The organism is Bartonella kosoyi (assembly GCF_003606325.2).
Classification (GTDB): domain Bacteria; phylum Pseudomonadota; class Alphaproteobacteria; order Rhizobiales; family Rhizobiaceae; genus Bartonella; species Bartonella kosoyi.
In genome coordinates this window covers 756919-782951 of the sequence record NZ_CP031843.2, presented here as the reverse complement: position 1 = coordinate 782951, position 26033 = coordinate 756919, and the positions used below count along the sequence as shown (strand labels likewise).

At 36.8% G+C, this 26033-nt stretch carries 20 protein-coding genes and 2 pseudogenes; 12 read left to right on the top strand and 10 right to left on the bottom strand.

What is annotated here, in order from left to right:
- Positions 1–148: 148 nt before the first annotated feature.
- Both D1093_RS03360 and D1093_RS03355 read right to left on the bottom strand, forming a co-directional pair.
- Positions 149–552, bottom strand: a pseudogene (locus D1093_RS03360) (hypothetical protein).
- Positions 549–3515 carry a hemagglutinin repeat-containing protein gene (locus D1093_RS03355; RefSeq protein ID WP_244614022.1) on the bottom strand — a complete coding sequence of 989 codons (2967 nt, stop codon included), beginning with the start codon at positions 3513–3515 and terminating at the stop codon, positions 549–551. Before D1093_RS03355 ends, D1093_RS03360 begins: the two are co-directional and overlap by 4 nt.
- Positions 3516–3594: 79 nt before the next feature.
- Here D1093_RS03355 and D1093_RS10170 point away from each other — a divergent pair, with 79 nt between their 5' ends.
- From D1093_RS10170 to D1093_RS03305, 11 genes and pseudogenes are all read left to right on the top strand, one after another.
- On the top strand, positions 3595–3756 hold the full coding sequence (locus D1093_RS10170; protein ID WP_244614021.1) for a hypothetical protein: 162 nt from the start codon (positions 3595–3597) through the stop codon (positions 3754–3756).
- A gap of 156 nt (positions 3757–3912) precedes the next feature.
- Positions 3913–5079: a tyrosine-type recombinase/integrase gene (locus tag D1093_RS03350; protein ID WP_120100666.1), complete on the top strand. Its 1167-nt coding sequence runs from the start codon at positions 3913–3915 to the stop codon at positions 5077–5079.
- 209 nt (positions 5080–5288) lie between these two features.
- Positions 5289–5489 carry a helix-turn-helix transcriptional regulator gene (locus D1093_RS03345; protein ID WP_007347430.1) on the top strand — a complete coding sequence of 67 codons (201 nt, stop codon included), beginning with the start codon at positions 5289–5291 and terminating at the stop codon, positions 5487–5489.
- 576 nt (positions 5490–6065) lie between these two features.
- On the top strand, positions 6066–6356 hold the full coding sequence (locus D1093_RS03340) for a CopG family ribbon-helix-helix protein (RefSeq protein WP_012231079.1): 291 nt from the start codon (positions 6066–6068) through the stop codon (positions 6354–6356).
- Entirely contained in the window at positions 6353–6625 is a 273-nt protein-coding gene (locus D1093_RS03335; RefSeq protein WP_120100665.1) for a type II toxin-antitoxin system RelE/ParE family toxin, read from the top strand. Before D1093_RS03340 ends, D1093_RS03335 begins: the two co-directional genes overlap by 4 nt.
- A 174-nt stretch (positions 6626–6799) precedes the next feature.
- Positions 6800–7774, top strand: a pseudogene (locus D1093_RS03330) (DUF3987 domain-containing protein); the annotation flags it as partial.
- A gap of 531 nt (positions 7775–8305) precedes the next feature.
- Complete coding sequence (locus D1093_RS03325) at positions 8306–13234, top strand: DEAD/DEAH box helicase (protein WP_120100663.1); 4929 nt, start codon at positions 8306–8308, stop codon at positions 13232–13234.
- 1448 nt (positions 13235–14682) lie between these two features.
- Positions 14683–15414: an LbetaH domain-containing protein gene (locus D1093_RS03320; protein WP_120100662.1), complete on the top strand. Its 732-nt coding sequence runs from the start codon at positions 14683–14685 to the stop codon at positions 15412–15414.
- Between the two features lie 82 nt (positions 15415–15496).
- Positions 15497–16270 (top strand): hypothetical protein, encoded by a 774-nt coding sequence (locus D1093_RS03315; protein WP_120100661.1) that lies wholly within the window; start codon positions 15497–15499, stop codon positions 16268–16270.
- An 80-nt stretch (positions 16271–16350) separates the two neighbouring features.
- A complete protein-coding gene (locus tag D1093_RS03310) occupies positions 16351–16929 on the top strand; it encodes a hypothetical protein (protein WP_120100660.1) in 579 nt (192 codons plus the stop codon).
- 106 nt (positions 16930–17035) lie between these two features.
- On the top strand, positions 17036–17815 hold the full coding sequence (locus tag D1093_RS03305; protein WP_120100658.1) for a hypothetical protein: 780 nt from the start codon (positions 17036–17038) through the stop codon (positions 17813–17815).
- 1579 nt (positions 17816–19394) lie between these two features.
- Here the strand turns inward: D1093_RS03305 and ssb are convergent.
- The 7 genes from ssb to D1093_RS03265 all read right to left on the bottom strand — a co-directional run bounded on the left by ssb (position 19395) and on the right by D1093_RS03265 (position 24677).
- Positions 19395–19838, bottom strand: coding sequence for a single-stranded DNA-binding protein (gene ssb / locus D1093_RS03295; RefSeq protein WP_120100657.1), 444 nt, complete (start codon positions 19836–19838; stop codon positions 19395–19397).
- A 576-nt stretch (positions 19839–20414) separates the two neighbouring features.
- Positions 20415–21218: an LbetaH domain-containing protein gene (locus D1093_RS03290; protein ID WP_120100655.1), complete on the bottom strand. Its 804-nt coding sequence runs from the start codon at positions 21216–21218 to the stop codon at positions 20415–20417.
- Positions 21219–21298: 80 nt separating this feature from the next.
- Positions 21299–21823 (bottom strand): hypothetical protein, encoded by a 525-nt coding sequence (locus D1093_RS03285; protein WP_120100654.1) that lies wholly within the window; start codon positions 21821–21823, stop codon positions 21299–21301.
- Between the two features lie 293 nt (positions 21824–22116).
- Positions 22117–22512 carry a hypothetical protein gene (locus tag D1093_RS03280; protein WP_120100652.1) on the bottom strand — a complete coding sequence of 132 codons (396 nt, stop codon included), beginning with the start codon at positions 22510–22512 and terminating at the stop codon, positions 22117–22119.
- A gap of 227 nt (positions 22513–22739) precedes the next feature.
- Positions 22740–23855, bottom strand: a complete 1116-nt coding sequence (locus D1093_RS03275; RefSeq protein WP_120100651.1) for a DUF1376 domain-containing protein — start codon at positions 23853–23855, stop codon at positions 22740–22742.
- A complete protein-coding gene (locus tag D1093_RS03270; RefSeq protein WP_120100649.1) occupies positions 23845–24210 on the bottom strand; it encodes a DUF1376 domain-containing protein in 366 nt (121 codons plus the stop codon). Before D1093_RS03270 ends, D1093_RS03275 begins: the two co-directional genes overlap by 11 nt.
- Positions 24211–24212: 2 nt before the next feature.
- Positions 24213–24677, bottom strand: a complete 465-nt coding sequence (locus D1093_RS03265) for a crossover junction endodeoxyribonuclease RuvC (RefSeq protein ID WP_120100648.1) — start codon at positions 24675–24677, stop codon at positions 24213–24215.
- 75 nt (positions 24678–24752) lie between these two features.
- Here D1093_RS03265 and D1093_RS03260 point away from each other — a divergent pair, with 75 nt between their 5' ends.
- A complete protein-coding gene (locus tag D1093_RS03260) occupies positions 24753–25463 on the top strand; it encodes a hypothetical protein (RefSeq protein WP_012232381.1) in 711 nt (236 codons plus the stop codon).
- A gap of 152 nt (positions 25464–25615) precedes the next feature.
- On the opposite strand, the gene D1093_RS03255 is transcribed toward D1093_RS03260, so the two are convergent.
- The gene (locus D1093_RS03255; protein WP_120100645.1) at positions 25616–26032 is read right to left on the bottom strand and encodes a hypothetical protein; all 417 of its coding nucleotides are present in this window, start codon (positions 26030–26032) and stop codon (positions 25616–25618) included.
- Between the last annotated feature and the right edge of the window lies 1 nt (position 26033).

Genomic DNA, 26033 nt, shown 5'->3' with positions numbered 1-26033 from the left:
TATGACGCAACGTTATAGGATTACTAAGTGTATTCCCTACGTTATACTGCTTCACATACAGTGTTGAGATTGTTGGTTGAGGAGACAATCCCGCACAAGCATGGGAACACATGAATGTGGGGATTGTAGTTTCCACAAATAACAATATTTAAGGATAGCATTCATATTGCTCTGGATGCTTTTTACAAAAAGGGCTGTTTAAGCGCTTTTTGACACTTCTCTGTGGAACAACAGCACCTGGTCGACAAATCGGAAGATTTTCGGCTTTATGGTTTCCACACCACCCCCCCCCACATCATATTTATAGCGGAAACCTGCTTGAAGCATGCAAGCATCAATGGTTGCCATTTGATTGAAACTACGATTTTGATTTTCTGGATCGGCATCATAAGGTGTTGGCATGCCACATTCTAATAAGGCTTTTCCTATCTCAGTAAAATCTGCTCCTGGCTTCTCCCATGCACCTATAGAAGATACGGGAGGTTTATTAAATTGGCATCCTGTTATGATAAACAAAACTACCACACCTAATAGCTTTAGAATTTGTTTCATTTTTTACTCCTTGATTTACTTAAAGGAAATTGTTCTAGATGAGATGTGCCATAAAGTATGTTGCACATAGCATTCGCATGTCCAAGACAAGTATGAACGCTATTGGGATTTGTGAACATTCTCCGCCATTCTTTCCACATGTTACTACCAGCAGGTATTGTCTCATAGGTATAGTCATTGCCGCCAATAATTCTGCTGACAAAATCGTATCTATGACCATCAAAGCCAATCGTGGTCTGCTTGCCACCACTTACATACCTTAACAGACCGGATGCAGCCAAAACATTAGCCGCTGGTCCATAGAAATTGATCGTTGTATTGCCAGCTACATCATTGATACCTTCTTGTTTGAAAGAATTCAGCGCATTAAAGCTTGTCATACTGCCACGACTATGGGCATCAAAATGCAATCCTGTATTACCATAGCGAAACATCAGATCTTTTGCTTCTTGTGTAGAATTCGTCAAACCCCAAAAGTTATTTTCCAGAAACTTCTGGTATCCTGCGACCAGAAGTTCTGAAATAGCAGAATCGGCTTGGGGGAACACAACAAAATAAAGTGGTTCATTTTTATTCTCCGCATGTTGCTCTGCATAAACAGCAGCCTCATAGGGTGGAGTAAAGATGCCATTGAGGGACACATGAACCTTGCCATCAGAGCCTTCTTGCAAATGCTGCTTTTCTTCATCCGTTAAATAATGAAACTTAGGAATTTTTTGTCCTCGAGCGTCTTTGATATACTGTCCATTTGCATCTATTTCATAGATTATATTGCCCTTTTCATCACGGTCGACCACAGCGATGGGGTGTTCTTTGATAAACATGGTTCTATAGGAGTCATCGCTGTATTTAAACCCTTCTTCCAGCAATTGTATTGCCATTTCACGGTTTTCATGGACGATTTGTTCCAGCTTGGCAACATCAAGCTGTTGTACACCCTTATGGGCGTTGGCAGTATCACGGTTAAGGGAGGCGATGGCTTGTTCCACATCTTGCCCCGTCAACGCCTTTTGCCCTGCTTCATTTGTCAGCACAATGGTGCTATCACTAATGGCGGATTTGGTATAGCCTTCCTCTGAATCTTTGGCTTTTACATGATCTAAAACATTCTTGGCAATGTTTTTCCCAACGCCGTATTTGCCTTGGTACATGGGTCCACCCGCAGAAATGCTGATCCCATCGCTGTTGGCTTGAGCACCAGCACTGTTGGTGATATCACTCGTTTTAATGGTTCCTGTGGTCAGTTTATTTTTGTTCGCCGGTGCGGTGCTACCGATAATACCTCCGGTCATGGTTGTTGCACCCGCCACTGTAATATCAAAGCCGCCATCACCGGTTTTAATGCCGGATTGTTCCACAACGCTGTGATAATCACTAGAGGTTTTATCCTTGTTAAAGGCAATATTGGTTGTCGCCACATCATCCTTTTTTCCACCATTAAAGCCAACAGAAACAGAGTTTTGCTTGCTGGAACTTTGTCCCGTATCACTGAGGCTGGTAATGGTGAAATCACCACCAACCCCCATCTCTACACGGTTTCCAGAAACTACAGCGCCTGCTAATGTAGTATTTCCCCCACTGTTGGTATGAACAGTGCCGGTGCCTATAATATGGCTGTTTTTATGATGCACTTGTTCACTGGAACCCTTTCCTTTTCCAAAAGAAGCATTGCCCATCCAGCCTGGACCGCCACTCCCGTAGCTGTAACCAACATTTGCAGAAATATTTTGCGAATGGTTTTGCGTGCTTTGCGTGTTTTGCGCACTTTCAAAGAGGATATGTTCTTTTGCATCCAAGGTGATATTTCCGCTCTGTTCATCATTGCTCAGAGGGTTTGTGCCAGCGATAAGATCAGCACCAACACCATGAATACTCCCATTGTGGGCATGCATGTTGATAGAACGCCCACCTTCTATTGTTGTGGTCACCGCGGTGGAAACTTGAGAAGAGGCTTCTGCCTTTTCAGCCTTAAAGCCTGCCGTAATGCTGGCTGAAACATCCGCCATATTACGAAGGTCACTTTTGCTTGCTCCACCCTTTATCCCATTGTAAAGACCTTTGCCTTTGTTATAGAGATCATAACCTTTTAAACCGCCAAGCAAACCATTGCCGATTTTGTGTTTTGTATCCCCATGACCAAAACGTTTTCCGGCATCCCTTATATCTTGTACAGTACCAAGAATGCCAACATTGACAGAACCTGTCACACCAGCAAAGAACTTTTCATGCTTTTCTTGTGCATGAGAGGTATCATAGCTTTCCGATAGGGTGATATTATTGCCAGCATTAATGTTGACATCACGATTTGCCGAAACATTTGCCGCTTGAAAATTCGCATCATTGCCCGCATTAAAATTCGCATCATTGCCCGCATGGAAATTGGACGGCGTATTCGTCTTTTCCCATTGATCGCCCGTATCTTTATTGCTCTCAACCCCAACACCCACAGAAGCACCACTTTTGTTCTTTTCAAACTGAATCCCAAAGCCTGTGCGTTCTTCCTTTGAATTTGCGCTATGGCTATTGTGACCAGGCAAAACATTGATATCATGGGCTGCCGAAACATTAATATTTTCTCGTGCATTAAAATCAGAGCCGACCACGTTCACATCGTCTTTTTTGGCGGTGATGGTGATATTTTTCCCATTGAACGAAGAGCCTTGATGTTCAAAACTTTCTTCATTCTCTGTCTTTCCCTCACTCCCGTAGATTGAGACAAAGCCCTTGCCTGATCCCACACCAAAACCGGTTTCATGGGTTTCTGAATGGCTCTTATGATGGTCTGTCATGCCATTAATCGTTACATTTTCTGCTGCCACATTGATATCTTCATTGGCAATCATATGAGAAGCCGTGATTGTGGCATCCCCTTGTGCGTCTAACACAATATTGCCCGTCGCCCCAAGAATGGAGGAAACCGTTGTGCTATGCGATTCAGATGTATCGGAAGATTTGCTACTCAAAAAGCCACTTTCTGACGATTGTGCTTGCTGATCATACTTTTCTTGCGCCCCTTTGATGAGAATATTGCCACCAGAGTGAATGGTAATATCGGCTTTTGCTTGGTCTTCTGGCGTTTTTGCTCCTGAAGTCTCCCCTATCTTGCCGGCTGTGAGTATCGAGGCTACAATTTCCGTGTTGTTTCCTGAATCAATGGCAACACCTTTGCCCCCCGATATGAGTGATCAACACACTGATTTATAATGATAATTCACTGTTTTGTATGTTGAATGAGAGTCTCGAATAACGTAAGATTCTCTCATTTCAAATCTGTTTATGTTGCATCAATCAAAACCACTCATTTGCACATAACAAGTGGGATGAGTGTGTGGATAAAATTTGTATAAGAAAGGATTAAAAATGGCTCTTATGAACCGTCTGAATGCAAGATCTGTCGCAACATTGGGGGCTGGCAAATATAATGATGGTGCCGGCTTGTTACTTCATAAGCGTAAAGATGGAGGTGCTCAATGGATTTTACGGTATACCCTTCACGGGCGCCGTCGTGAAATGGGATTGGGTGCTTTAAGACATGTTTCTTTAAAAAAAGCACGTGAATTGGCAAACCAATGGCGTTCTGTTTTGCATGAGGGGCGTGACCCCATTAAAGAGCGCAATAAACAAAAGCGTGAGGCAATAAGTAATCTCCATTATTTAAAAGATATTGCTTTAGACACTTTTGAAACTCGTAAAGCTGAATTAAAAGGAGAGGGTAAAAATGGAGATTGGTTTTCGCCTTTACAACTTCATATTCTCCCCAAATTAGGTTGTTTACCCGTTTCAGAAATTACGCAAACAGAGATACGCGATACCCTTGCCCCTATTTGGCATACAAAAGCTGGAGCTGCTCGGACAGCATTGATGCGTCTCAAACTTTGTCTCAAACATGCGGCTGCACTAGGTTTAGATGTTGACTTACAAGCAACCGAAAAAGCACGTGCTCTTTTAGGTAAACAACGTCATAAAATCACTAATAGACCAGCAATGGATTGGAGAGATATACCCGCTTTTTATAAAACACTTTGCCAAACAACAGCTATAACACAACTGGCTTTGCGTTTGCTCATCTTGACAGGCGTTCGTACGCATTCCTTACGTTATATTCATAAGGATCAGGTTGATGGAAATATATGGACAATCCCTGCTGAAAATATGAAAGGAAAGCGCGATGCTACAACAGAATTTCGCGTACCTTTATCAACAGAAGCAATGAAAGTGATTGAACATGCTCGCTGTCTTTCCAAAAGTGATTTTATCCTTTCTGCAACCGGTCGTGCTCCTCTTGGTGAAAGTAATATGGCAAGGTATATGCAAAAAACTGGACTAAACGCCTGCCCGCATGGCTTTCGTTCTAGTTTACGCGATTGGCTCGCTGAAACAACCGATGCCCCCTATGAGGTCGCTGAAACTATTCTAAGTCATACGGTAGGCGGTAAAGTAGAGCGTGCCTATCGTCGTACGGACTATCTAGAACAGCGCCGTGTCTATATGGATAAATGGGCGGCTTATGTCACTGGGCAATCTTAAGATATGGGGTGCATAACCCCATGATCTGTGAATAACTTTCTCTCTCTGTTTTCTCATTCTCTCTCAATAAGACGCATAAATTATCACATCAGAAATTATATGATAATATATTGTTTTCTATAAATAAAATACCTTCAAAAATAAACCAAAATGTGCTTAATAAATGGGCATGATTTGTTTCCATTTTTTGAAAATAAAAGGTTTTTAGAATGACAGAAAATGATATTCTTTTAACAGACCGTGAAAGTGCAAAATTGCTTCATATGAGTGTCTCAACATTCCGCCGTCATGTTACCAATGGCTCTCTCCCAAAACCTTTAAAATTTGGTTTTTTATCCCGTTGGTTACAATCGGATCTTTTGAATGTAATCGAACAAGCAAAACAGCAACGTTATAACGACGTGGCATAAAAAAACCTTGTCACGTAAGGACGGACAAGGCTTTCTCAAACTCATCAATCTAGAGAGTGCACAATCCGTCCTGTGACGCAACGTTATAGGATTTAAAATGATGTGTTCTTTTAAGAATGCGCGGGGCATTACACGTGCCTTGCGTGGTACTTGGCATGGGCGTTATGGACTTACTCATTGCCCCGCTCATGATGATAGGCTGTTATTCCTTAATAAATTGGCGTACCTTATAAATTACGCTCACTAACGTCCTTAAGAAGTTCTAAAACATCAAGAGAAAATTGGCTATACAATCCAAGTTTTTGATTTTCTGTATCTTGTAATCATGAGAAACTCATAAATATGCACAAAATTGTATCATATTAAGTAAAAATATTAATTTAGATCAAAATTAATATTTTATCCCATAAAATAATGTGAATTAAATTATAAGTTTTTTATATGTAAACAACAATCATGTTTTGGATATGAAAATGCAAGATAGATAGAAAATATCTATTCTAACAGTACCTATTGAAGAAATAGTCAAAATGTATTACATTAGAACTATTTTGTAACACATTAAGAGGTAATAAAATGGCTGAGACGACATTTACCTTTCGCGTTGATGATGTATTGAAAAATGAATTTTCCAAAGCAGCAAAAGCGTGTGATAGATCTGGTGCACAATTGTTGCGAGATTATATGCGCGATATCGTAAAAGAACAAAAAGAAAGAAGTGCACACGATTTATGGTTTCGGGAACAGGTTCAATTAGGGATAAATTCTGCTAATGCAGGCGATATAATATCTTCTGAGGAAATCGAAGCAGAAGCAAAGGAATGGCGCTTAAAAATACAAAGTAAACTAGATAGATCAACTTTATGAAGCTAATTTGGACACAAGTAGCACGCGTTGACCGCAAAAAGATACGTGAATACATATCACAAGATAATCCTTCTGCTGCCTTAAAGTTTGATCAACTTTTATCTGAAAAGATAGAAAAACTCGTTAAGTTTCCTACTCTTGGTCGTTTAGGACGAGTTGTAAATACACGTGAATTTATTGTACATCCAAATTATATCATGATTTATGATATTTCAGATGGCGTTGTTCGTATTTTACGTGTGCTTCATACAAAGCAAAAATTCCCTTAATCAACTGTATTTTTATTTATTTGGTAATTGAAGCAAATTATTTTTTTAAATACTGCACTCTATATCAGTAAGTAATGATAAATTATTACTTTTCTAATATTGCGAGAATATGATTGCATGATCGCTTTGCACACCATTTAGTTTCTTACTCGTAAAAGTGACGATGATGTCTCTCGTTTTATTGTCAATGATACGAGCGTGGAAAAGCTTGGGGAACTCTTAAAAGAAAATCCCCGCGGTCTCTTGATGGTGCGTGATGAATTATCCGGTTTCTTAACAGATATGGAAAGAAAGGAATATCAATCAGACCGTTCTTTCTATCTAACAGCTTTTAATGGCAATAAGTCTTACACCTATGACCGGATTGGGCGGGGAACCATTTTTATTCCCAATGCAACTGTCTCTATTATAGGGGGTATTCAACCTGCACGTATTATTCCCATTATTCAAGACATGCACCGTGGAATAAACGATGATGGTCTTATGCAACGGTTTCAAATGCTGATCTATCCCGATGAACGACAAGAGCAGTTATGGGTTGATAGACCTCCTAATCAAAAGGCATGGGAAAGTTATCAAGGTTTTTTTCGTTCTCTTTATGATAAACCATTAGGATCACCAAAATATCCGATAACTATACGCTTTTCTGCCCAAGCCCAAGAAATGTTTCGTGAATGGTGGGAAGATTTTCAGAAAAGAATAAAGAATGGTCATTTCTCATCAAGTTTAAAAGCACATCTTTTGAAAATGAATCAAACCATACCAACCCTTGCGTTGATTTTTGAACTGGTTGAGGATGGTCGTTTTGAAATCAATAGAGATGCCCTTGAAAGAGCCTTGTATTGGGAAAAATATTTATTAAGTCATGTCAAAAGGCTTTATGCGGCGGCGGATAGCTTAGCAACAGAGGGAGCAAAATTAATTGTCGAACGTTGTGATTGTTTACCCGATGTTTTTACAACAAGGGATATTTATAAACGTGATTGGAAATGTTTCAAAGATAATGAAGCCGTTAAGCAAGCTTTAGAGCTTTTATGCCGTTGTAACTATATTCGTGAAATCTCTGGAGACAAGAGCTCACAAGGCGGTCGCCCTACCATACGCTATGAATGGAATCCCTTAGTGACAAGCCATAAAACATCACACTGAGGCAATTTGGAAATCTTATAGAACATTAACAATATAACAGTGAACTCTTCAAAGCACTCCCCATTATGAGTTTTGGGGGTGCTTTTTATGCGTATTATTTTATTTTTTTAATTCAAAATAAAAATCATTATATTTCAATGCATTAATGTTTTAAAGAAACAACCTATATTAAATACAATCCGTAAATACAATCTATAATATATATAAAAAGGGGTTTTGTAGGGGTTTTGGGGGTTTTAAAAACAGACAAAACCTATCAAAATAATAATTCTGATACCTTATAAACACATAGTGCATTTGTCTTAATTAACCCGTGAAACGAATAGCAAATTTCACTATTTTGCTGATCTTACGCTGTGTCATGGGCTGTTGATAAACAACCTCTAAAAACCCCTTTTGAAAAAATATCGGCTTTTTATCAGTTTTTTCCCATTTTTATCGTTATTTGCTTTAAATGCATTTGATTGAGTTCGTTTTGATTCTTTTGATGATTATTGATCATCTCTTAAGGCAAGGGATTTTTATTATAATATGCTGCAATCTGTTAATTCTGATAATGAACATGTCACTTTACGCTCTCTGTTGGAATATTATCGCGAACAATCAAAATCACCCCGTGAATTAGGAACCATGTTTGAAAACCTTGTCATGGTTTATTTGAGTGAAGACCCTCTTCAAAAGCAAGAATACGAAAAGGTTCAAACTTATTTGGAATGGGCAAAAGAGCATGATGAAGATGGAACGGATATTGGGATTGATCTGGTGGCGACAATCCGTGATGAAGGAGGTTATGCTGCCATTCAATGTAAATGCTATAACGCCTCTCACATAATTAAAAAAGAAGATATTGATAGCTTTATCGCTGCCTCGGGCAAAAAAATCTTCACCCGTCGCATACTGGTTGATAGCACTGAAACAGATTGGAGTGACAATGTTGAACTGACTTGTGAAGGACAAGAGGTTCGTATTCAACGTATTAACCTTTTTGATTTGGAAAGCAGTCAAATCGATTGGAGCGCTTATAAAGAACAAGGACAAGCCGTCCTTAAAGAGAAACCAAAGAAAAAGCTTTTAGATCATCAGAAAGAAGCCCTTGAGAAAGTCTGTGAAGGTTTAAAAGAAGCAGACCGTGGCAAACTCATTATGGCATGTGGAACGGGAAAGACTTTCACCAGTTTGAAGATAGCAGAAACCATAGCAGGTCAAGGCAAACGTGTTTTATTTTTGGTACCCTCCCTTGCTCTTATCTCTCAAACAATTCGTGAATGGACAGAAGATACAGAAGTGCCTTTGCGTTCCTTTGCTGTGTGTTCGGATACACAAGTGGGTAAACGTCGGAAGAATAATAAAAATGATGATGATGAAGCTGGTCTCGATGCATCAGACCTTGTTTTACCGGCTACGACCGATGCCAAAGAGCTTGCGCGTAAAGCCAATAAAACTTCTCTTGATCTAATGACTGTGGTCTTTTCTACTTACCATTCAATCCAAGTGATTTCGGATGCGCAAAAAAAGTATGATTTACCCGAATTTGATCTGATCATCTGTGATGAAGCACACCGTACCACTGGAGCTGTGTTAGGAACAGACAAGCGTGAATCTGAATTTATCAAGGTTCATGATAACAGCATCATTCGGGGCAAAAAACGTCTGTACATGACGGCAACCCCTAAGATCTTTACCGACAAGTTGAAAAAGAAGGCTGACGCATCTGATGCTGTTCTGGCGTCCATGGATGATGAAGAGCTCTATGGAAAAAATCTTTACACTTATACTTTTTCAAAAGCTCTAAAAGATAAACTTTTAACACCCTATAAAGTTATCGTCTTGGCTGTTGATGAAGCAATTATTAACGCAACGATTCAGAAACGCCTTAAAGATAAAAATTCCGAACTTATTCTTGATGATACAACCAAAATCATTGGCTGCTACAAAGCACTTTCCCAAATAGAAAAGAAAGAAGAAGATGGCATAAAACCTATGCGTCGTTCTCTGGCTTTTTGTAAAAATATCAATACGTCTCAACTCGTTAGCGAACTATTCAATGACGCCATTGATGAATATCATAAATTTGTTCCAGAAAGTAAGACTTCTCTTATCTTTGATGTTAAGCACATTGATGGCTCTTTTAATGGCAAAAATCGTAATAAATTACTTGATTGGCTTAAAGAAGATACAGATGAGAATAACTGCCGTGTGTTAACCAATGTCCGCTGTCTCTCTGAAGGAGTCGATGTCCCTGCTCTTGATGCGGTTATGTTTTTACACCCGCGTAAAAGTCATGTGGATGTGATACAGGCTGTGGGGCGTGTGATGCGCCGCGCAGAAGGTAAAACAACAGGCTATATTATTTTACCCGTTGGTATTCCCTTTAATATTCCACCACAACAGGCTTTAGAAAACAATACAAAGTATGATGTCATCTGGCAAGTTCTCAATGCTTTGCGTGCTCATGATGACAACTTTAAAAACAAAATAAAAGCCTTAGAGCTAGACCAAAATGTTCGTCATGTGTTTGAGATTGTAGGAGTCACTTTTGACCCTGCTTTACAAGCAATGACCGCAGTTGTTGACGAACTCTCTTTCCATACGAAATCGGAAGGTGCTGGGCTTCATATTGGTTCAGTAGCAAGTGAAAATTCTCATAGCTATGAAGGACAAAAAGAATTCGAGTTTTATGTTGATGAATTATCGCGTGCTATTAAGCCCATCATTGTCAAAAAATGTGGGGAGCCTAATCAGTGGGGAAATTGGGCTGGCAATGTAGCTGCAATTGCACAAAATCATATTATTCGTCTTAAAAGCATACTCGCTGATAAAAAGAGTGAAGCCTTTCATGCTTTTGATGCCTTTCATAAAGAATTAAAGAACGGTTTAAATGACAGTATCGAGCAAGAGGATGCACTCGAGATGTTGGCGCAACACCTTGTGACACGACCTATTTTTGAATCCTTGTTTGATGGAAATGAGTTTGTGAGTAAAAACGCCATCTCGCAAGCGATGGAAAAGATCTTAAGAGAACTTGATAAGATTAATATCAAAGACGAAGCCAAAGATCTTGAAAAGTTTTATCAAAGTGTAAAGGATGATACAGAGGAGATTATTGAGACGCGAGCAAAACAGAATCTTATTATCAAACTTTACGAAGATTTTTTTACCAAGGCATTCAAAAAGACAACAGATAAGCTTGGGATTGTTTATACGCCTATTGAAATAGTTGATTTTATCTTACATTCCGTCAATGATGTTTTAGAGCAAGAGTTTGGACAAAGCTTAAGTTCTCGAGGCGTCTCTATTCTTGACCCTTTTACAGGTACAGGAACCTTTATTACAAGGCTTTTACAATCTGGACTGATAAAACCAGAGGATATGGAATATAAGTTCCGAAATGAAATCAAAGCCAACGAGATTGTTCTCCTAGCCTATTACATAGCAGCCATTAACATTGAATCGACTTATCATAGTCTTATGAAAGGAGATTATATACCCTTTGAAGGAATTTGTTTAACTGATACGTTTCTGATGTTAGAGGAAAAAGATTTTTTTACACGCTATATGTTTGAGAATTCAGAGCGGTGTAAAAAACAGCAGGAAGCAGATATCCAAGTTATTGTTGGCAACCCTCCTTATTCCGTAGGGCAAAAAAATGCCAATGATAACAATCCAAATGTGCGTTATGATACGCTTGATGATAGTATCTATAAACAATATATAACGAGATCATCAGAAAAAATGAATCGAAATAAGCTTTATGATAGCTATATTCGAGCAATTAGGTGGGCAAGTAATCGCTTAAGTTCACAAGGAGGTATTGTCGCTTATATTTCTGGGAATGGATGGATAGATAAAATCTCTGCGGATGGTATGCGTAGTTGTTTAGAAAATGAATATTCCTCTATTTATATCGTTAATCTTCGTGGAGATATTCGAAAAAACAGATTATCGAACAGAATGGCAAAAGAAGGACAAAACGTCTTTGGCTCTGGATGTCAAAATGGAATATCAATAACTCTTTTTGTACGTAATCCAAAAAAACAACAGCCTTGTAAGATTTTCTATCATGATATTGGGGATAACCTTTCTACAAAGGAAAAATTAAAGCAATTGCGTGAATTTAAGAGTATAAAAGGAATAACACACTCCAAACAATTTATTGAAATTACTCCTAATGAAAAGCATGACTGGATAAAACCAAGAGATGTCAATTTTTATCAATTTATGCCTATGGGAGATAGGAATACGTCGATAGATACTAAGCTTTTTGAGGAAGTGTCGCTTGGTATGAGAACAGCAAGAGATTCTTGGGTTTGTAATTTTTCAACAGATGCACTAAGTACATCTGTGCAAAAGGCAATTGATTTTTTTAATGAACAAAGGCGTCTCGTTGCTGAAAATCCGTCTATATCTATGAAAAAAATCATTGATTATGATACTACAAAAATCAGTTGGACGGATGCTCTTATCTCCAAATTAAAACGGAGCATAGAAGCAACATTTGAATCTCATCTAAAAGCTCTCATTCTTTATCGCCCGTTTATGACACTATGGCATTATACATCACCATTCTTAAATGAAGGTCTAGGACACACGCATCAATTTTTTAACTCAAATATTCTTGGCAACCTTGGAATTTGTGTTTCTGGAATAGGAAATCGATCAGGATTTTCTTGTCTTATGACAAATAAGCCAATCAGTTTTGATACATTGGAAAAAACGAGATGCTATCCACTTTTATTATATTCTGATGAAAAAAAACATCATAACCAGAGTTTATTTGCTGCAAGTGTAAAAAAGAAAGTTCGTGATGGCATTACAGATGCGGGATTAGCACATTTTAAAGCAGCTTATCCTAATGAAAAAATCTCTAAGGATGATCTATTCTATTACGTTTATGGAATTTTGCATTCGGAAGATTATCGTGCCCGTTATGCTGATAACCTCTCTAAAGAATTACCTCGTATCCCTTGTGTAAAGAGTGCTGAAGATTTTTGGAAATTTGTAACAGCAGGGCGTGAACTGGGTCATTTGCACGTGAATTATGAAGATGTAGAGCCTTATCCAGTAACCTTTAAAAAGGGTAATCCAAAATTAACTGACATCTCTAATCCCGAAAAATTCTATTATGTAACTGAAATGAAATTCGCAAAAATTAAGAATAGTAAGGAAAAGGATAAATCAACGGTTATCTATAATAGCAATATTACCATAACAGATATCCCTCTTGAAGCTTATGAGTATATCGTCAACGGCAAGCCTGCTCTTGAATGGGTTATGGGGCGTCAATGTGTTAAGACTGATAAAAAGAGCGGCATTGTCAATGATGCCAATCGCTATGCTGTTGAAACCGTTGGCAACCCTGCCTACCCTTTAGAATTATTTCAAAGGGTTATTACTGTAAGTTTAGAAACAATGAAAATCGTAAAAAACTTACCAAATCTGGTATTAAGAGAAACTGAATAACTTATAAAGCATGCTCACATAATGGTTATGATAAACGCATAAGGGGTATAGAGCTTATAACCATAATCTATACCTCTTTTGTTAAGTTTATTACATCTAATCTTTAAAAGGAGTGTTTATATGCGTTATTCTAAAAAGAAATCATTTGCACTTTTAGATACTCTCATTTGGATTGCTTTAAGATTTTTAAGAAATCCCATCTTAAATAGAGTTAGATTTTTTTACATTGCCTTTAAGAGGTTATACCGTAATCTAAAATGAGTGCTTTATTGTTTTCAAAAGCTTTGTTTAAAGAGAGTTATGTATATTCATTTTACTTATAGGTTTTGTAGGTTCTTAAACCCCCCAAAACCCCTACAAAACCCCTTTTTTATATATATTATAGATTGTATTTATGGGTTGTATTTAATATAGGTTGTTTCTTTAAAACATTAACATATTGAAATATAATAACTTTTATTTCTAATTAAAAAAATAAAATAATACGTATAAAAAACACCCCCAAAACTCATAACCTAATGATCTTGATAGCATCTCTTATAAGTTACAAGCTATCTTTTGAAAAGCTTTAAAGGATCACATGATTTTCATAAAGCACGTTGTAATCATTCTCTAAATCATAAGGTTATCATTCAAAAGAACTGATAAAATTCAATAAAAGGGATTTTTCTAATCTCTATAGTTATCAAACTCTCTTTAGATGTTTTCATAAGTGTTTTCATAACAGTCTATAAATCGCAATTATCCTATTTATCTTTTCTCTTATGAAAATGAAAAATGATGCGGTGGCTGTAAAGCATATAACGGTTATAAAGAATGCATAAAAACAGCAAGGTTTTATAATCATAATACAAATGAATGCGTTGGTTATAAAAACAGTTCCTATAAAAAGCTGTTAAGTTGCAAATGCGTTATAAACAAAATTCACAAAAAAATTTAAATTCATTTAGTGAAAAAACTGATAGGTTATAAAGATAAAAATACGCATTATGAGAGCGTTTTTAAATATTATAAATGTATAGATTCAAAACATAACGCAATCGTTTTATAAAGCCCATAATATAGCTTTAAAAGCACATAAATATAAAAGAAGCAATTCATAAGCATAAGATATTATCAATACACAACGTATTTAAAAAAATACAAAAAAATATCAAAAAAGATAAAATATTAATTGACAATAAATACGTATTTTGTTATATAAATAATTAAGTGATTAACAAACACTAAACCATAAGCGACTAGGTTGCGATAAACCTAATCCTATTATAAAAACTGACTTTCTTTTATGCTTTTGTTAGCATATATAGTGATTTTGTCGGGTGTGGTCACACCATACAATACTCTTTATGAGAAAAGTGTGACAACGGACTTATGGCCGTGTTTGTTAGCGCCCGGCGCCCTTATAGGGGTGTCAATAACAAACATATAACCATAAGGTTTTAATTATGACAAATATCTCAAAAATTACCCCCGTTAATAAGAAAAAAATATCCAAAAAGTATGAGTTTACTGGCGAAATGGATTTTGTGACTGGTCTCATATTATACCGTATACGTGCTTTAAGAGATTTTGGTGATGTCAAAGCGGGCGATCTTGGGGGGTATATTGAAAACGAAAGTAACTTATCTCACAAAGGCAATTGCTGGGTTTATGACAAAGCGCGCGTCTTTCAAAATGCAAGGGTTTCAGGCAATGCTAAAGTAAAAAGCTTTTTTGTTGATGTTTGTGGTAATGCAAGAATTTATGGTAATGCTATTTTTGAAGGCATGTTATTAAAGGACAATGCAAAGCTTTATGGAAATGCTCATGTTAGCAATGCCGTTGTAATTGAAGGTAATGCTAAAATTTATGATAACGCCCGCGTCACTGATCATGCTCATATTTGTGATGATGCCGTTATTTGTGATGATGCTCATGTCGGTGGCAATGCTAAAATAAGCGGCGCTGCTCATATTTGTGATGGCTCGCGTGTTTTTGATGATGCCGTGGTTTGTGGGGCTCTTATCTCTGGCGATTCTTATGTTCATAGCGCCGCCTCTTTAACTGCTGATGATCATATTTGGGATGAGGCATATCCAGAATTTGGAAGTGAAGATGATTATTACCGTCATGAGTATTATGCTGATTGTGAATGGTATTATGACGATGATAGCGAATATGAAAATGATGCTGCGTAAATAACGCGCGGGCGCGGCGGGGGCGCCCCTCTTTAAAAATCTCATTCTAAAATTTATCAAATATAAACTTAGGGAGTTACCTATGTCCACTATAACTGTATCTAAAAAATATGAATTGACTAATGAAAATCATACTTTTGAAGGGATTACTGTACACCGCATTCGTGCTTTAAGAGATTTTGATGATGTTAGGGCTGGTCAATTGGGCGGTTTTATTGAAAATGAAAACAACCTCTCCCATGATGGCAATTGCTGGGTCTATGATAATGCTATGGTTTTTTGCAATGCCGTCGTTTCTGAAAATGCAAAAATACATCATGATGCCATTATTGCTAGGGAAGCTAAAGTTTATGGGAATGCTGTGGTTTGTGATAAGGCATGGGTATTCGGTCATGATGCTAGCATTTATGACAATGCAAAAATTAGTAACAATGCTAGGATCTGTGGTCTAGTTTATGGCAATGCCATGGTTTGTGATAATGCTAATGTTTCTCCTAGTGCACATATTTATGATAATGCCCGTGTATATGAAAATGCTCATGTGAGTGGCTTTGTTTATGGGAATTCCCATGTTTATGGTAAATCACGCATTTATGGGGGGGCGTGTATTTATGGCAATGCCCATGTCTTTTGTAATGCTTGGATTAAGAGTTTTGCAAGTATTTTTGATGATGCAAAGGTTTCTGGCTCGGCTCGGGTGGGCTCCTTTGCAAGAATTTATGAAAATGCAAAGGTCTATGGTAAATCCAATATTGATCATGATGTACAAATCTATGGTAATGCCGTGGTTAATAGCCGTGAAAAAATTACGAATGATATTTGTGATGATAATCAGTCTAGAAAAGACGCTGCGTAAATAATGCGCGGGCGCGGCGGGGGCGCCCCCTTTAAACATTTCATTTTAAAATTTAAATCTATTTATAAAGGAATAGTGTTATGCAAAAAAAGTTTACACTCACAAATGAAACGCGTGTATTTGGTAATCATACCCTTTATCGTATCCAAGCATTAAAAGACTTTTCTGATGTTAAAGCGGGTGCCTCGGGGGGCTTTATTGAAAAGGAAGATAACCTCTCTCATGATGGCAATTGCTGGGTTTATGATGATGCTCTTGTGTTTAAAAATGGTCACGTTTATGAAAACGCAAGGGTTTTTGGCAAGGCTGTCGCTTGTGGTCATATCTATGGTCATGCCCGCGTTTATGATAATGCTATCGCTGCTGGCTATATTTATGATAATGCGCATGTTTATGGCAATGCCGTTGTTTCTGATAATTCCCGTGTCTATGGCAATGCTCATGTGTATGGCAAGGCTATTATTTATGATAATGCCTATGTTTATGACAATGCTAGGGTTTATGAAAACGCGCGTATAGCAAATGACGTGCATATTTTTGAAAATGCTCATATCCATGGCATTGCTGTTATTCGTGAAAATGTCGGCGGGTCTACTAAAATAAAAACCTATACTGAACGTCTCTCTCCTTATGGCGAGTTAGAAATTGTCTGGGTTTAATCAATAAAGCAGCGGCGGGCGTTGTGGGGGCGCTTGCTTTCAAACCAAATTTTTCCATTCCAAATTTTAGAAAACGTTTAACACATTAAATTGTGAGGGTATCTCTATGTGCAAAAAATATGAATTAACCAGTGAAATCAAAAAAATCAAACATGCTCTTACTCGAAATATTACAAGCCTTTATCGCATTAAAGCATTAAAAGATTTTGCTGATGTAAAGACGGGTGCATTGGGGGGTTTTATTGAAAAGGAAGTCAACCTATCTCATGATGGCAATTGCTGGGTTTATGATAATGCTTGTGTCTATGGTCATGCCCGTGTTTATGATGATGCAAAAATACGGCATTATTCTCAAGTCTGTGGTCTCGTTTATGGCAATGCCGAGGTCTATGGCAAGGCTTTTATCTCTCAATATGCAAAGATTTATGATCAGGCTTGTGTTTATGGGAGTGCTCATGTGTATGGCAATGTTTATGGCAATGCTCATGTGAGTGGTGCTGCCCGCGTTCTTGCTGATGCTCATATTTATGACCATGCGCATGTTTCTTATGATGCTACGGTTTTTAGTTATGCCCGCGTCTATGGTCATGCTAGGGTTTGTGGCTCTGCTTGCATTTATAGCCATGCGAAAATTTATAATTATGCTGTGATTAATGGTCGTGCAAAGATTTATGGCAAGGTCTATGGCAATGCGCGCGTGGGGGGCTCTTGTGAGATTTATGGCTCTGTTTATGGTAATGCAAAAATCTCACATTGTGCAACGATCTGGGGGCGTGCTTATGGCAATGCAACAATCAACACAAAAAGCAAAGCAAAGTTAGTTCCTAAAAATTATGAGGTTTATCAAAGCGATAATGTCGTTAAGATTATTGATAAAACAGAATAAAAATAGGTATGGGGGTGCCTTCTTTATGGCTATAAACCCATCATAAAAGAGAGAATTCATAAAAGAAAGCCGTGCCAACTGATATGACGCGGCTTTCTAATGTCTATCCTTATGAATCAACCCTAATCAAGGTAATGACACATATATACAAAACATATCTATTACAAGCGCTCTATTAGAGATATGAAAACTTATCAAAAGGAACGTAAATGATGTATATGATCTTTAATCACTCACTTGAATGAGAGAGCCTATAAGCGCTTTTTGTTACTCTCAAACGTATTAATCATAACACCCTCCTTTGTGAGGGGGGTTTTTAAAACAAAGCCCATGATCACAATGCTTCTTTTAAAACGTTTCAATATACTAAGCTCAAAATCGAGCTGAGTGAATTCAAATAACACATTATCTAAAATCAAAACCTATCAAACAAATCAAAACGTTTGGTAGCTTTATCAATTCAATCAAAAGAAAATGCATCTTAAATGAATGTCTTATAAAAACGTTCTTTTTACATTTGCAAACGCTGGTTTTTAAAACAAGCTCTCATAAGATAAATAAACAACCGCTTTTATCAAATGGAAGGTTTTAAAAATTATTATAAACATCCGTTTCAAACGTTTAAACATTCATTTAGAAAGGCTTTCATAATAAGCGTATTTTAAACAAAGCTTCTTTGCAAATTAATCGCTCTATTTGGCTAGCACAATTAAGTAAATCCTGTGCCTTATGATGTTACAACGGTTTTGAATTTTACTTGCTTATCTTTGTCTAAAATAGATGCCCTCAAATTTGAGGAGATCTCATTTGGTTTCATATTTTAAAACGATAACTTTTAAAACGTTTTTTATACCATGTCTAAGGTATATAGTATTCTACTTCTATGGCATTATGCGCCTCCATTTTTTTATGGAAGCGAATATAGTTCTGTTCTAAAAACTAGTCTGCAATCTATTCATTAAAAGGCTTTTCATTTCATAAGATATAAAATACCTCTTTATCGTTTTCTAAACTTTTAGAAAGCGTTTAAAAGCGATCTTGTCCTTAATCCTTTTATGCAATCTTTAAAATGTTCGGTATTATGATGCTGCTGTTATGACAGCTCTCTATTTTGCGCTCGCCAATTTTGGCGAACGTTAATATGCGATTAACAATCCAATCTTTAAAACAAGATGTGATCTTTAAACGTATGTTATCGATAGTTCCAAACGACTAAATTTTAAACAATGTGATTTGTGCTGTGATAAAAACGTATCATAAAATTTATGAACTGTTATGAATGATATCTGCTTTTCATTTCATTTGAATGTTTACATGCGTTATAATATTTGCACCATGATTTGCTTTTTATGGTCTATTCATACATGGCAATCTTATATAAAAAATGGTCAAATGAATCATGCATAAAAAGATGGATTCTTAAGTGGATTCATATAAAATAATTGCAATCAACATATTGACTTTATTGTGTTTTTTGATATGATACGGATTTGCACGTGATATACGACCATTGGCTTCTCTTATTTGCCCTATGATTTTAGGGCGTCCCCTCTTGTTTCTTTTCACTTATACCCTCTATTTAAAAAGGAACATCATCATTCATAACGGTATGGGGTGTATCAAGAGGTCTATAAATGCTTCTGTCATAAGCAGATGATGACTGCTCTTGATTATCATCATTTTTGGCATCTAAGAGCTTTAAGTCGCCTTTGTACGGAGGCAATATGACTTCTGTTGTATATCGTTCAATACCGTTTTTATCTTGCCATTTACGGGTTTGTAAGCGCCCCTCGATATAAACTTTGCTACCCTTCTTAAGATACTGAAGCGCTATTTTTGCCAAATGCGGATTAAAGACCACAATGGAATGCCATTCTGTTTTGTCTACTTTCTTATTGGTTGCCTTATCTGTGTAGCTTTCAGAAGTTGCCATACGAAAATTGACTATTTCTACACCAGACGGCATTTTTTTACTTTCAGGATTTGCACCTAAATGACCAATTAACATCACTTTATTAAGCATTTGCTTTGCTATCCTTTTTATGGGAAATGGTACTTAGAAACGGAAATAACTGATACATAACAATAATATAACACATTATGCTATATTATTACAAGCAAAAATAGTTTTAATAAACTGAATCTAAAGAATTAATCCTGTTTTTATTTTACTTATTTGCTTGTGTTTTGATACGTAATGTGCAATAAAAGAGGTGTTCGTAAACTTACGAATAACGATAACAGAAACACATCGCAAAACAGAAGCCGCGTTCATAAAGAGCGCGGCTTTATCATATGAACAATCATCATCAAATATTTGAAATAAACTTGTGTTTATACACAAAATATGTATTTTAGTAGTGAAAAGATTTTTTTTAAACGCTTTTGTGTTTAATTTTCAATTCTATTTTGTTTGATTCATTAGTTATAAAAGCCGTATCAATTCATTTTGATGCGGTTTTTATGTATTAATGCTTGCATTTTACACGTTTTGTGTGATACGTATTTAGTGTAAATGTATATACCTTCTGTGAAAACAAAAGCCGCGTCTTTAAAGGACACGGCTTTTTTTGTTATAAGCAGCCCCCCGCCCCGTTATTTACGCTGCTTTTTCACTAATGGCATCATTACTACAAACATCTTCACGAAATATTTTCTTTTCTTTAAGAGCGGCATTGCCATAAATTTTTACACCCTCAGCAATAATAGATCTGTTAGAAACACACGCGTCATCATAGATTTCTACTTTTTCATAAATCATAGCATTCTCATAAACACGCGCATTGCCATAAATCTTGACATCTTTATAAACAACCGCTTTTCCATAAACCCTTGCTTTATCAAAAATATGCGCACCATCATAAATACAAGCAGATCCTGATACTTTTGCATTGCCATAAACAAAGCCTTTAATCTCAGCATGGCACCCCACACTAGCACGACCATAAACCTTGCCATAAATTTTAGCAGCACCACTAACAACAGCATAATCATAAACCTCAGCATTGCCATGAATACGTGCACTTCCTGATAATTTTGCATTGCCATAAACCCGCGCCTGATGATAAACCCAAGCATTATAAGAAAGATGCGCATTGTCATAAACATGAGCATTTGCATAAACGCGGGCACTGTCATACACATGAGCATTGCCATAAACATTACCCATTATAATAGCCTTATTAAAAATCTTGGCATTTTCGTAAATATGGGCTGGACTTAAAACAAGAGCATTATCATAAACCCAGCAGTTGCCATCATGAGAGAGATTGTTTTCCTTTTCAATAAAGCCGCCCAATTGACCAGCTTTGACATCATCAAAATCTCTTAAAGCTTTAATGCGATAAAGAGTTTTATTATTAAATATACGCGTTTCATTTGTGAGTGCAAATTTCTTTTGCATAACACTATTCCTTTATAAAAAGATTTAAATTTTAAAATGAAATGTTTAAAAGGGGGCGCCCCGCCGCGCCCGCGCGTTATTTAAGCTGTTTTCCTATGAGGACGACACATAACAAAGCAAATTTCACCATAAGGAGAAAGGCGTTCTGTATAAACATTATTCATTGTGTCACCACAAATATTCTTAGTAACAATAGCCATGCCACATGCATTGGCATTTTCATAAACATGCACTTTACTTACAATTTTTGCACTATCGAAAACATGGGCATTATCATACACATGGGCATTGGCAAAAACCTTTGCTGAATCGTAGACGCGAGCATTACCATATACAAAACCACCAACACCTGCATTGCCATAAACCTGCGCATTATCATAAACACGACCAGGACTCACAACAATGGCCTGATCACCAACCCAGCAATTGCCATCATGAGAGAGATTATCTTCACTTTCAATAAAGCCGCCCAATTGACCAGCTTTAACATCACCGAAATCTCTTAACGCCTTAATGCGATAAAGTTTTTTACCTTCGCGAATGATTGTTTGATTTGTGAGTTGATATTTTGGAGATGTTTCTTGATTTTTTTCTTTAGAATGCATTTTAACACCTAGTTATTTAGAGTTTTTAATTGACAGCCCATAAGGGCGCCGGGTGCTAAAAACACGGTAACTAGTCCGTTGCTTATACTTTTCCCTCGCGAAGGGTATTGTATGGCATAAGCACACCCGACAAAATCGTTATATGCTAGCGACAGCATAAAATAAAGTCAGTATTTTAAAGAAATGGGAGAAACCTTTTCGTGGTTTACCCGCTAGTTATCGTGGTTTTTAATCACTTGCCAACCTTAATAAACGACCTTTTCTTTAAAGTCAATACGTATTTTTTATTTTTTTCACTTTTTTTCATTTTGATATCTACCCAATTGAATATCAAGCGCTTTTTCTAGTTCACTGTCTATATCATCATAAGTTTTCACTGCTTTCTCTGTACGTTTTTTGATTTTCACATTGACCTCATCTATTAAAGGTTCATAACTCAATACGCTTTTTGGTAAATCACCCCCATATATCCATGCTTTCACTTGCGCTTTGGTACTATAATCAACTTTGTTAGGCATCTCATGATCATGATACTGACCGCCTTCAAATTCTTCATATTCCCTCATACCATCTTCATATTCATAGAGATTGTAAAAATACTCTGCCACCCCTAATCCCCATGGTGCATATCCAACCGCCGTTGCAACAAATTTCTTTTGAATAGGCTGTTTACGTTTTTTTAAAAACATTTGATTTAATATCCCCTTGCTTAAATCCATAACTTTACCGATGGGTTTATTTGCCTCATATTGGACCGTGCAGTAGCGTTTTTATTTTCAATGTGGTTTTTATCATAAAAATCTAAAATCGCTCTGTACGGTACTTTTTTAGCTGTTTAAACCCATATCTATTCTCAAAACTATCAGCTCTTTTCACTAGTTTGCTGTTTTTTCAAATGCAACTAAATACGATTTCATTATGTTGCAAATGAACTGATAGGCTCTATATTTCTGATATATTTTGCCAAGCTCTCTGTTAGTGGTTTACAGCATGTGATTGTATATCTTTCTTTCATTTCTAATTCTGCGTGTCTCTTAGCTACCAATCCATATTTCGGGTGTGTAATCCAATTATCCCAAGCGCTTTGCCAATCACGTTCATGAGCATTTCGATATGGGTTGGCTTTTGAAAAGCGTATAAATTTTTTAAACTCTGATAACGCTTCATCATGCGTTAATCCTAGATCAATTGCGTATTGAAAATCGGGGTTGAAATCTTCTAACATGCTTTCAACTTCTTGTTTTTCTCTCATTTTCTTGTCTTTCTCAAAAAAGTTTGCTTGCTCTGGAAAATAAGCAGGCATTATCTTGTCAACGATTTCTGAAAGTTGTTTGCCAACCTTTTTACCTTTTCGTGAAGGCAATTTCTCAATCATTGCTTCGTTACTTTGCCATCGATTATTAGCTTCGTTTGAAATGTTGTTATTTTGCTCGTGAATGATTAGTTGTTTAGTTTCTATCGTTTTGATTTCTTCTGATTGAACATCATCACACTCGATTGGCTCGTCAACCAAATCGTTTGTTTCTAAATTTTCAAATTCAATTTCTCTTTTTGATAAAATAATATTTTTATTTTTTTTGTTATTGTTAATGTTAATGTTAATGTTATTGTTAATGGCATCATTAAGCATTGCTTGTGCATTGCTTGTAGCATGTTTAGCATCATCATCACTGTTATCTTTATTTTTATCCCATCTTGCCTTCGCTGCCTTTTGTGCTCTTTCTGAAAACTTGCTTAAATTTTCATTTGAGTTATTGAGTTCCTCTTCAACTTGTAAACTCCACAAACGACCATCTTCTGAAAAAATAATGTGTCCAGTTTCTAATAAAAGATCTAATGCTTTCTGAAATCTTTTAACTGAGCAACCAGCCAATAAAGACAATACTCGAAAATTATTCTTAAGCGGTTCTCCAGTGCGAAGCATTTGAAATCGCAACTTCACATATATAAAACCTTCAAAAGCGGGCAAATGCGCAAGATCAAGAAGCCACTTGTCTGCAAAAAGCCTCGTCCATGGCAACTTAGTTGACATGTATTGCCTCCTCTCTTTTCTTACTCCACCTCATATGCGCTGCTTTTGAAGCTCTTTCTGAAAATTTACTGATGCTATAATCAAAAGCTAATGACCTATGCCATAAGTTCCCATTCTCTAAACGCGTGATGTAACCCATGCTTATTAAAGTCTCTAATGTCTTTTGAAACGTTCTTACTGAACACCCACACCAACTTGATAAATAAGACCCATTATTGATAAGAGGCGCTTTCTTATCATTCATAAGCAACACAAGTGTTGTATAAACTGCCTTCTCTGTTGCTTTTAAACCCATAAGCTCTTTTAAAAACTGATCTGAATTAAACTTTACACACTCTACTTTGTTACTGGGCATCGCTATAAGATCTCCCTCTCTTTAATTAAATGTAAAATTGCTAAAGCATCCGCTTCATTATCATCACAAGGCGCGTGTCCTTTTGCACGCATCGCCTTAATCATTTCTTCTTTTGACGCATTCCCCTTGCCCGTCGTCGCTTTCTTAATTGTGCTAACTGGTATCCCCTCATACGGTATCTCATGATCTTCACACCACGCCGTTAATGCTGCTAATAAACCACCGTAAACATGCGCTGCATCGGTTCCAACATGACGCCTCACCTCTTCAAAATACACCGCGTCAATATCACCTGCTGTATGCTTTATCTCATTAAGCCATTGCTTAAAGCGTAAATAACGCATTCCCCCGCCTTCAAAACGACGGGGTTGCAAACTCATCGTACCACTGAATATATGACCATTTCCCCCTCGTATCGCCCACCCCATCTTCGTACCTAGATCAAAACAAAGAATCGTGTTAATCACCGCACCACTCCATACAAAACGTATTTTATAAGATTGTTTTTTTCTGAAAATGAAGGAAAGAAGGGTGTATAGAATATGGAAATACCACTTGATATACTCAGTAGTATCATCTCTGCTCTCATTGGTAGTACGATCTCGTTTTTGCTGTCATGGTGTGTGAGAAACGCAGACCTAAAAAGAGCAGAGAAAACTCGACGAGAAGATTTATGCAATGTAGAAAAACAGTTTAACCATTTAGAAGACCAAAATAAATCATTGCAAAAGCAAGCTACATTAGCAGAAAAACACGTCAATTTTTTACTAAAAACAAAAGAAGAGCTGGATTTAGGACCATCGCTACTTTTTAAGCCTAATAGCCCCACTCCAGATGAAGATGACCCTAATAATGGCCCCATCAGTATAATAGTACGTATCATAAATCCTACCGAACGAATAATTCAAATGGATAATATCTGGATAGATAAAAAGTGCCCTTTCGAATTTTATAAGATAAAGTGTTGTCCTCCTAGACTTAGTCAAACGATAGAAATTTATCCAACATCATCAAAGCACATTAATCTTATAAATCCTAAAACTAAACCACAAATACTATTTAATGGATACACTGTTGCTCCATTTAACATCGACCCAAGAGAAGAAATTAAATGGGAGATTTTTATCCTGCCCCAAAATTTAGATAAAGCAGCTTCTCCACTCTTCATTTTAGAACACACCTCATCAAATCATCCCCAAAAAACAATGAAGTCTATTTTTTGGACACATTTCGTCGGTTGTTTTTCAGGCTAAGCTCATCCTCTAAATCCCATATTATTTTGTTTTTTTCGTCTATCTCATCTCTCAATTCTTGTGTCAGTTTAAACCAGTAATAAACTTGATAGAGCAGATAAAAATTAGTAGCCATAAAAATAGCTGTAGGTATCATTGCCATCTCTCTCTCCTCACTTACTTTTCTTCTTATTTTTATGAGACTTTTCTTTTACAGATTCACCACGCTGCTTAAGCTCTTGTGTAAGTTTTTCTATTTCTTCACCACGTGATTTAGCTTCTGCTTCAAGGGTATCTATAATTTCGTTTTTTCGTTGTAATTTTTTTCTGTACTCGTCTCTAGTTTCTTTAAGTCTCTTAATTTCCTCTTCATATTTTTCTACATTCTCATCATATCCACTAATGATCTCTCTAATTTCTTCGCGTTCTTTTTCTAAAGCCCTAGCTGCAAATTCTTCATCTTCAATCTCCTTTTTAAGCGCCTTAACCTTTTCGCTATAATTCAAAGCACAAAGCAACGACATCCCACTAAAAAGCAAAGAACCAAGCGTCACACATACAACTATCAATACCACTTCACTTAATCCCATT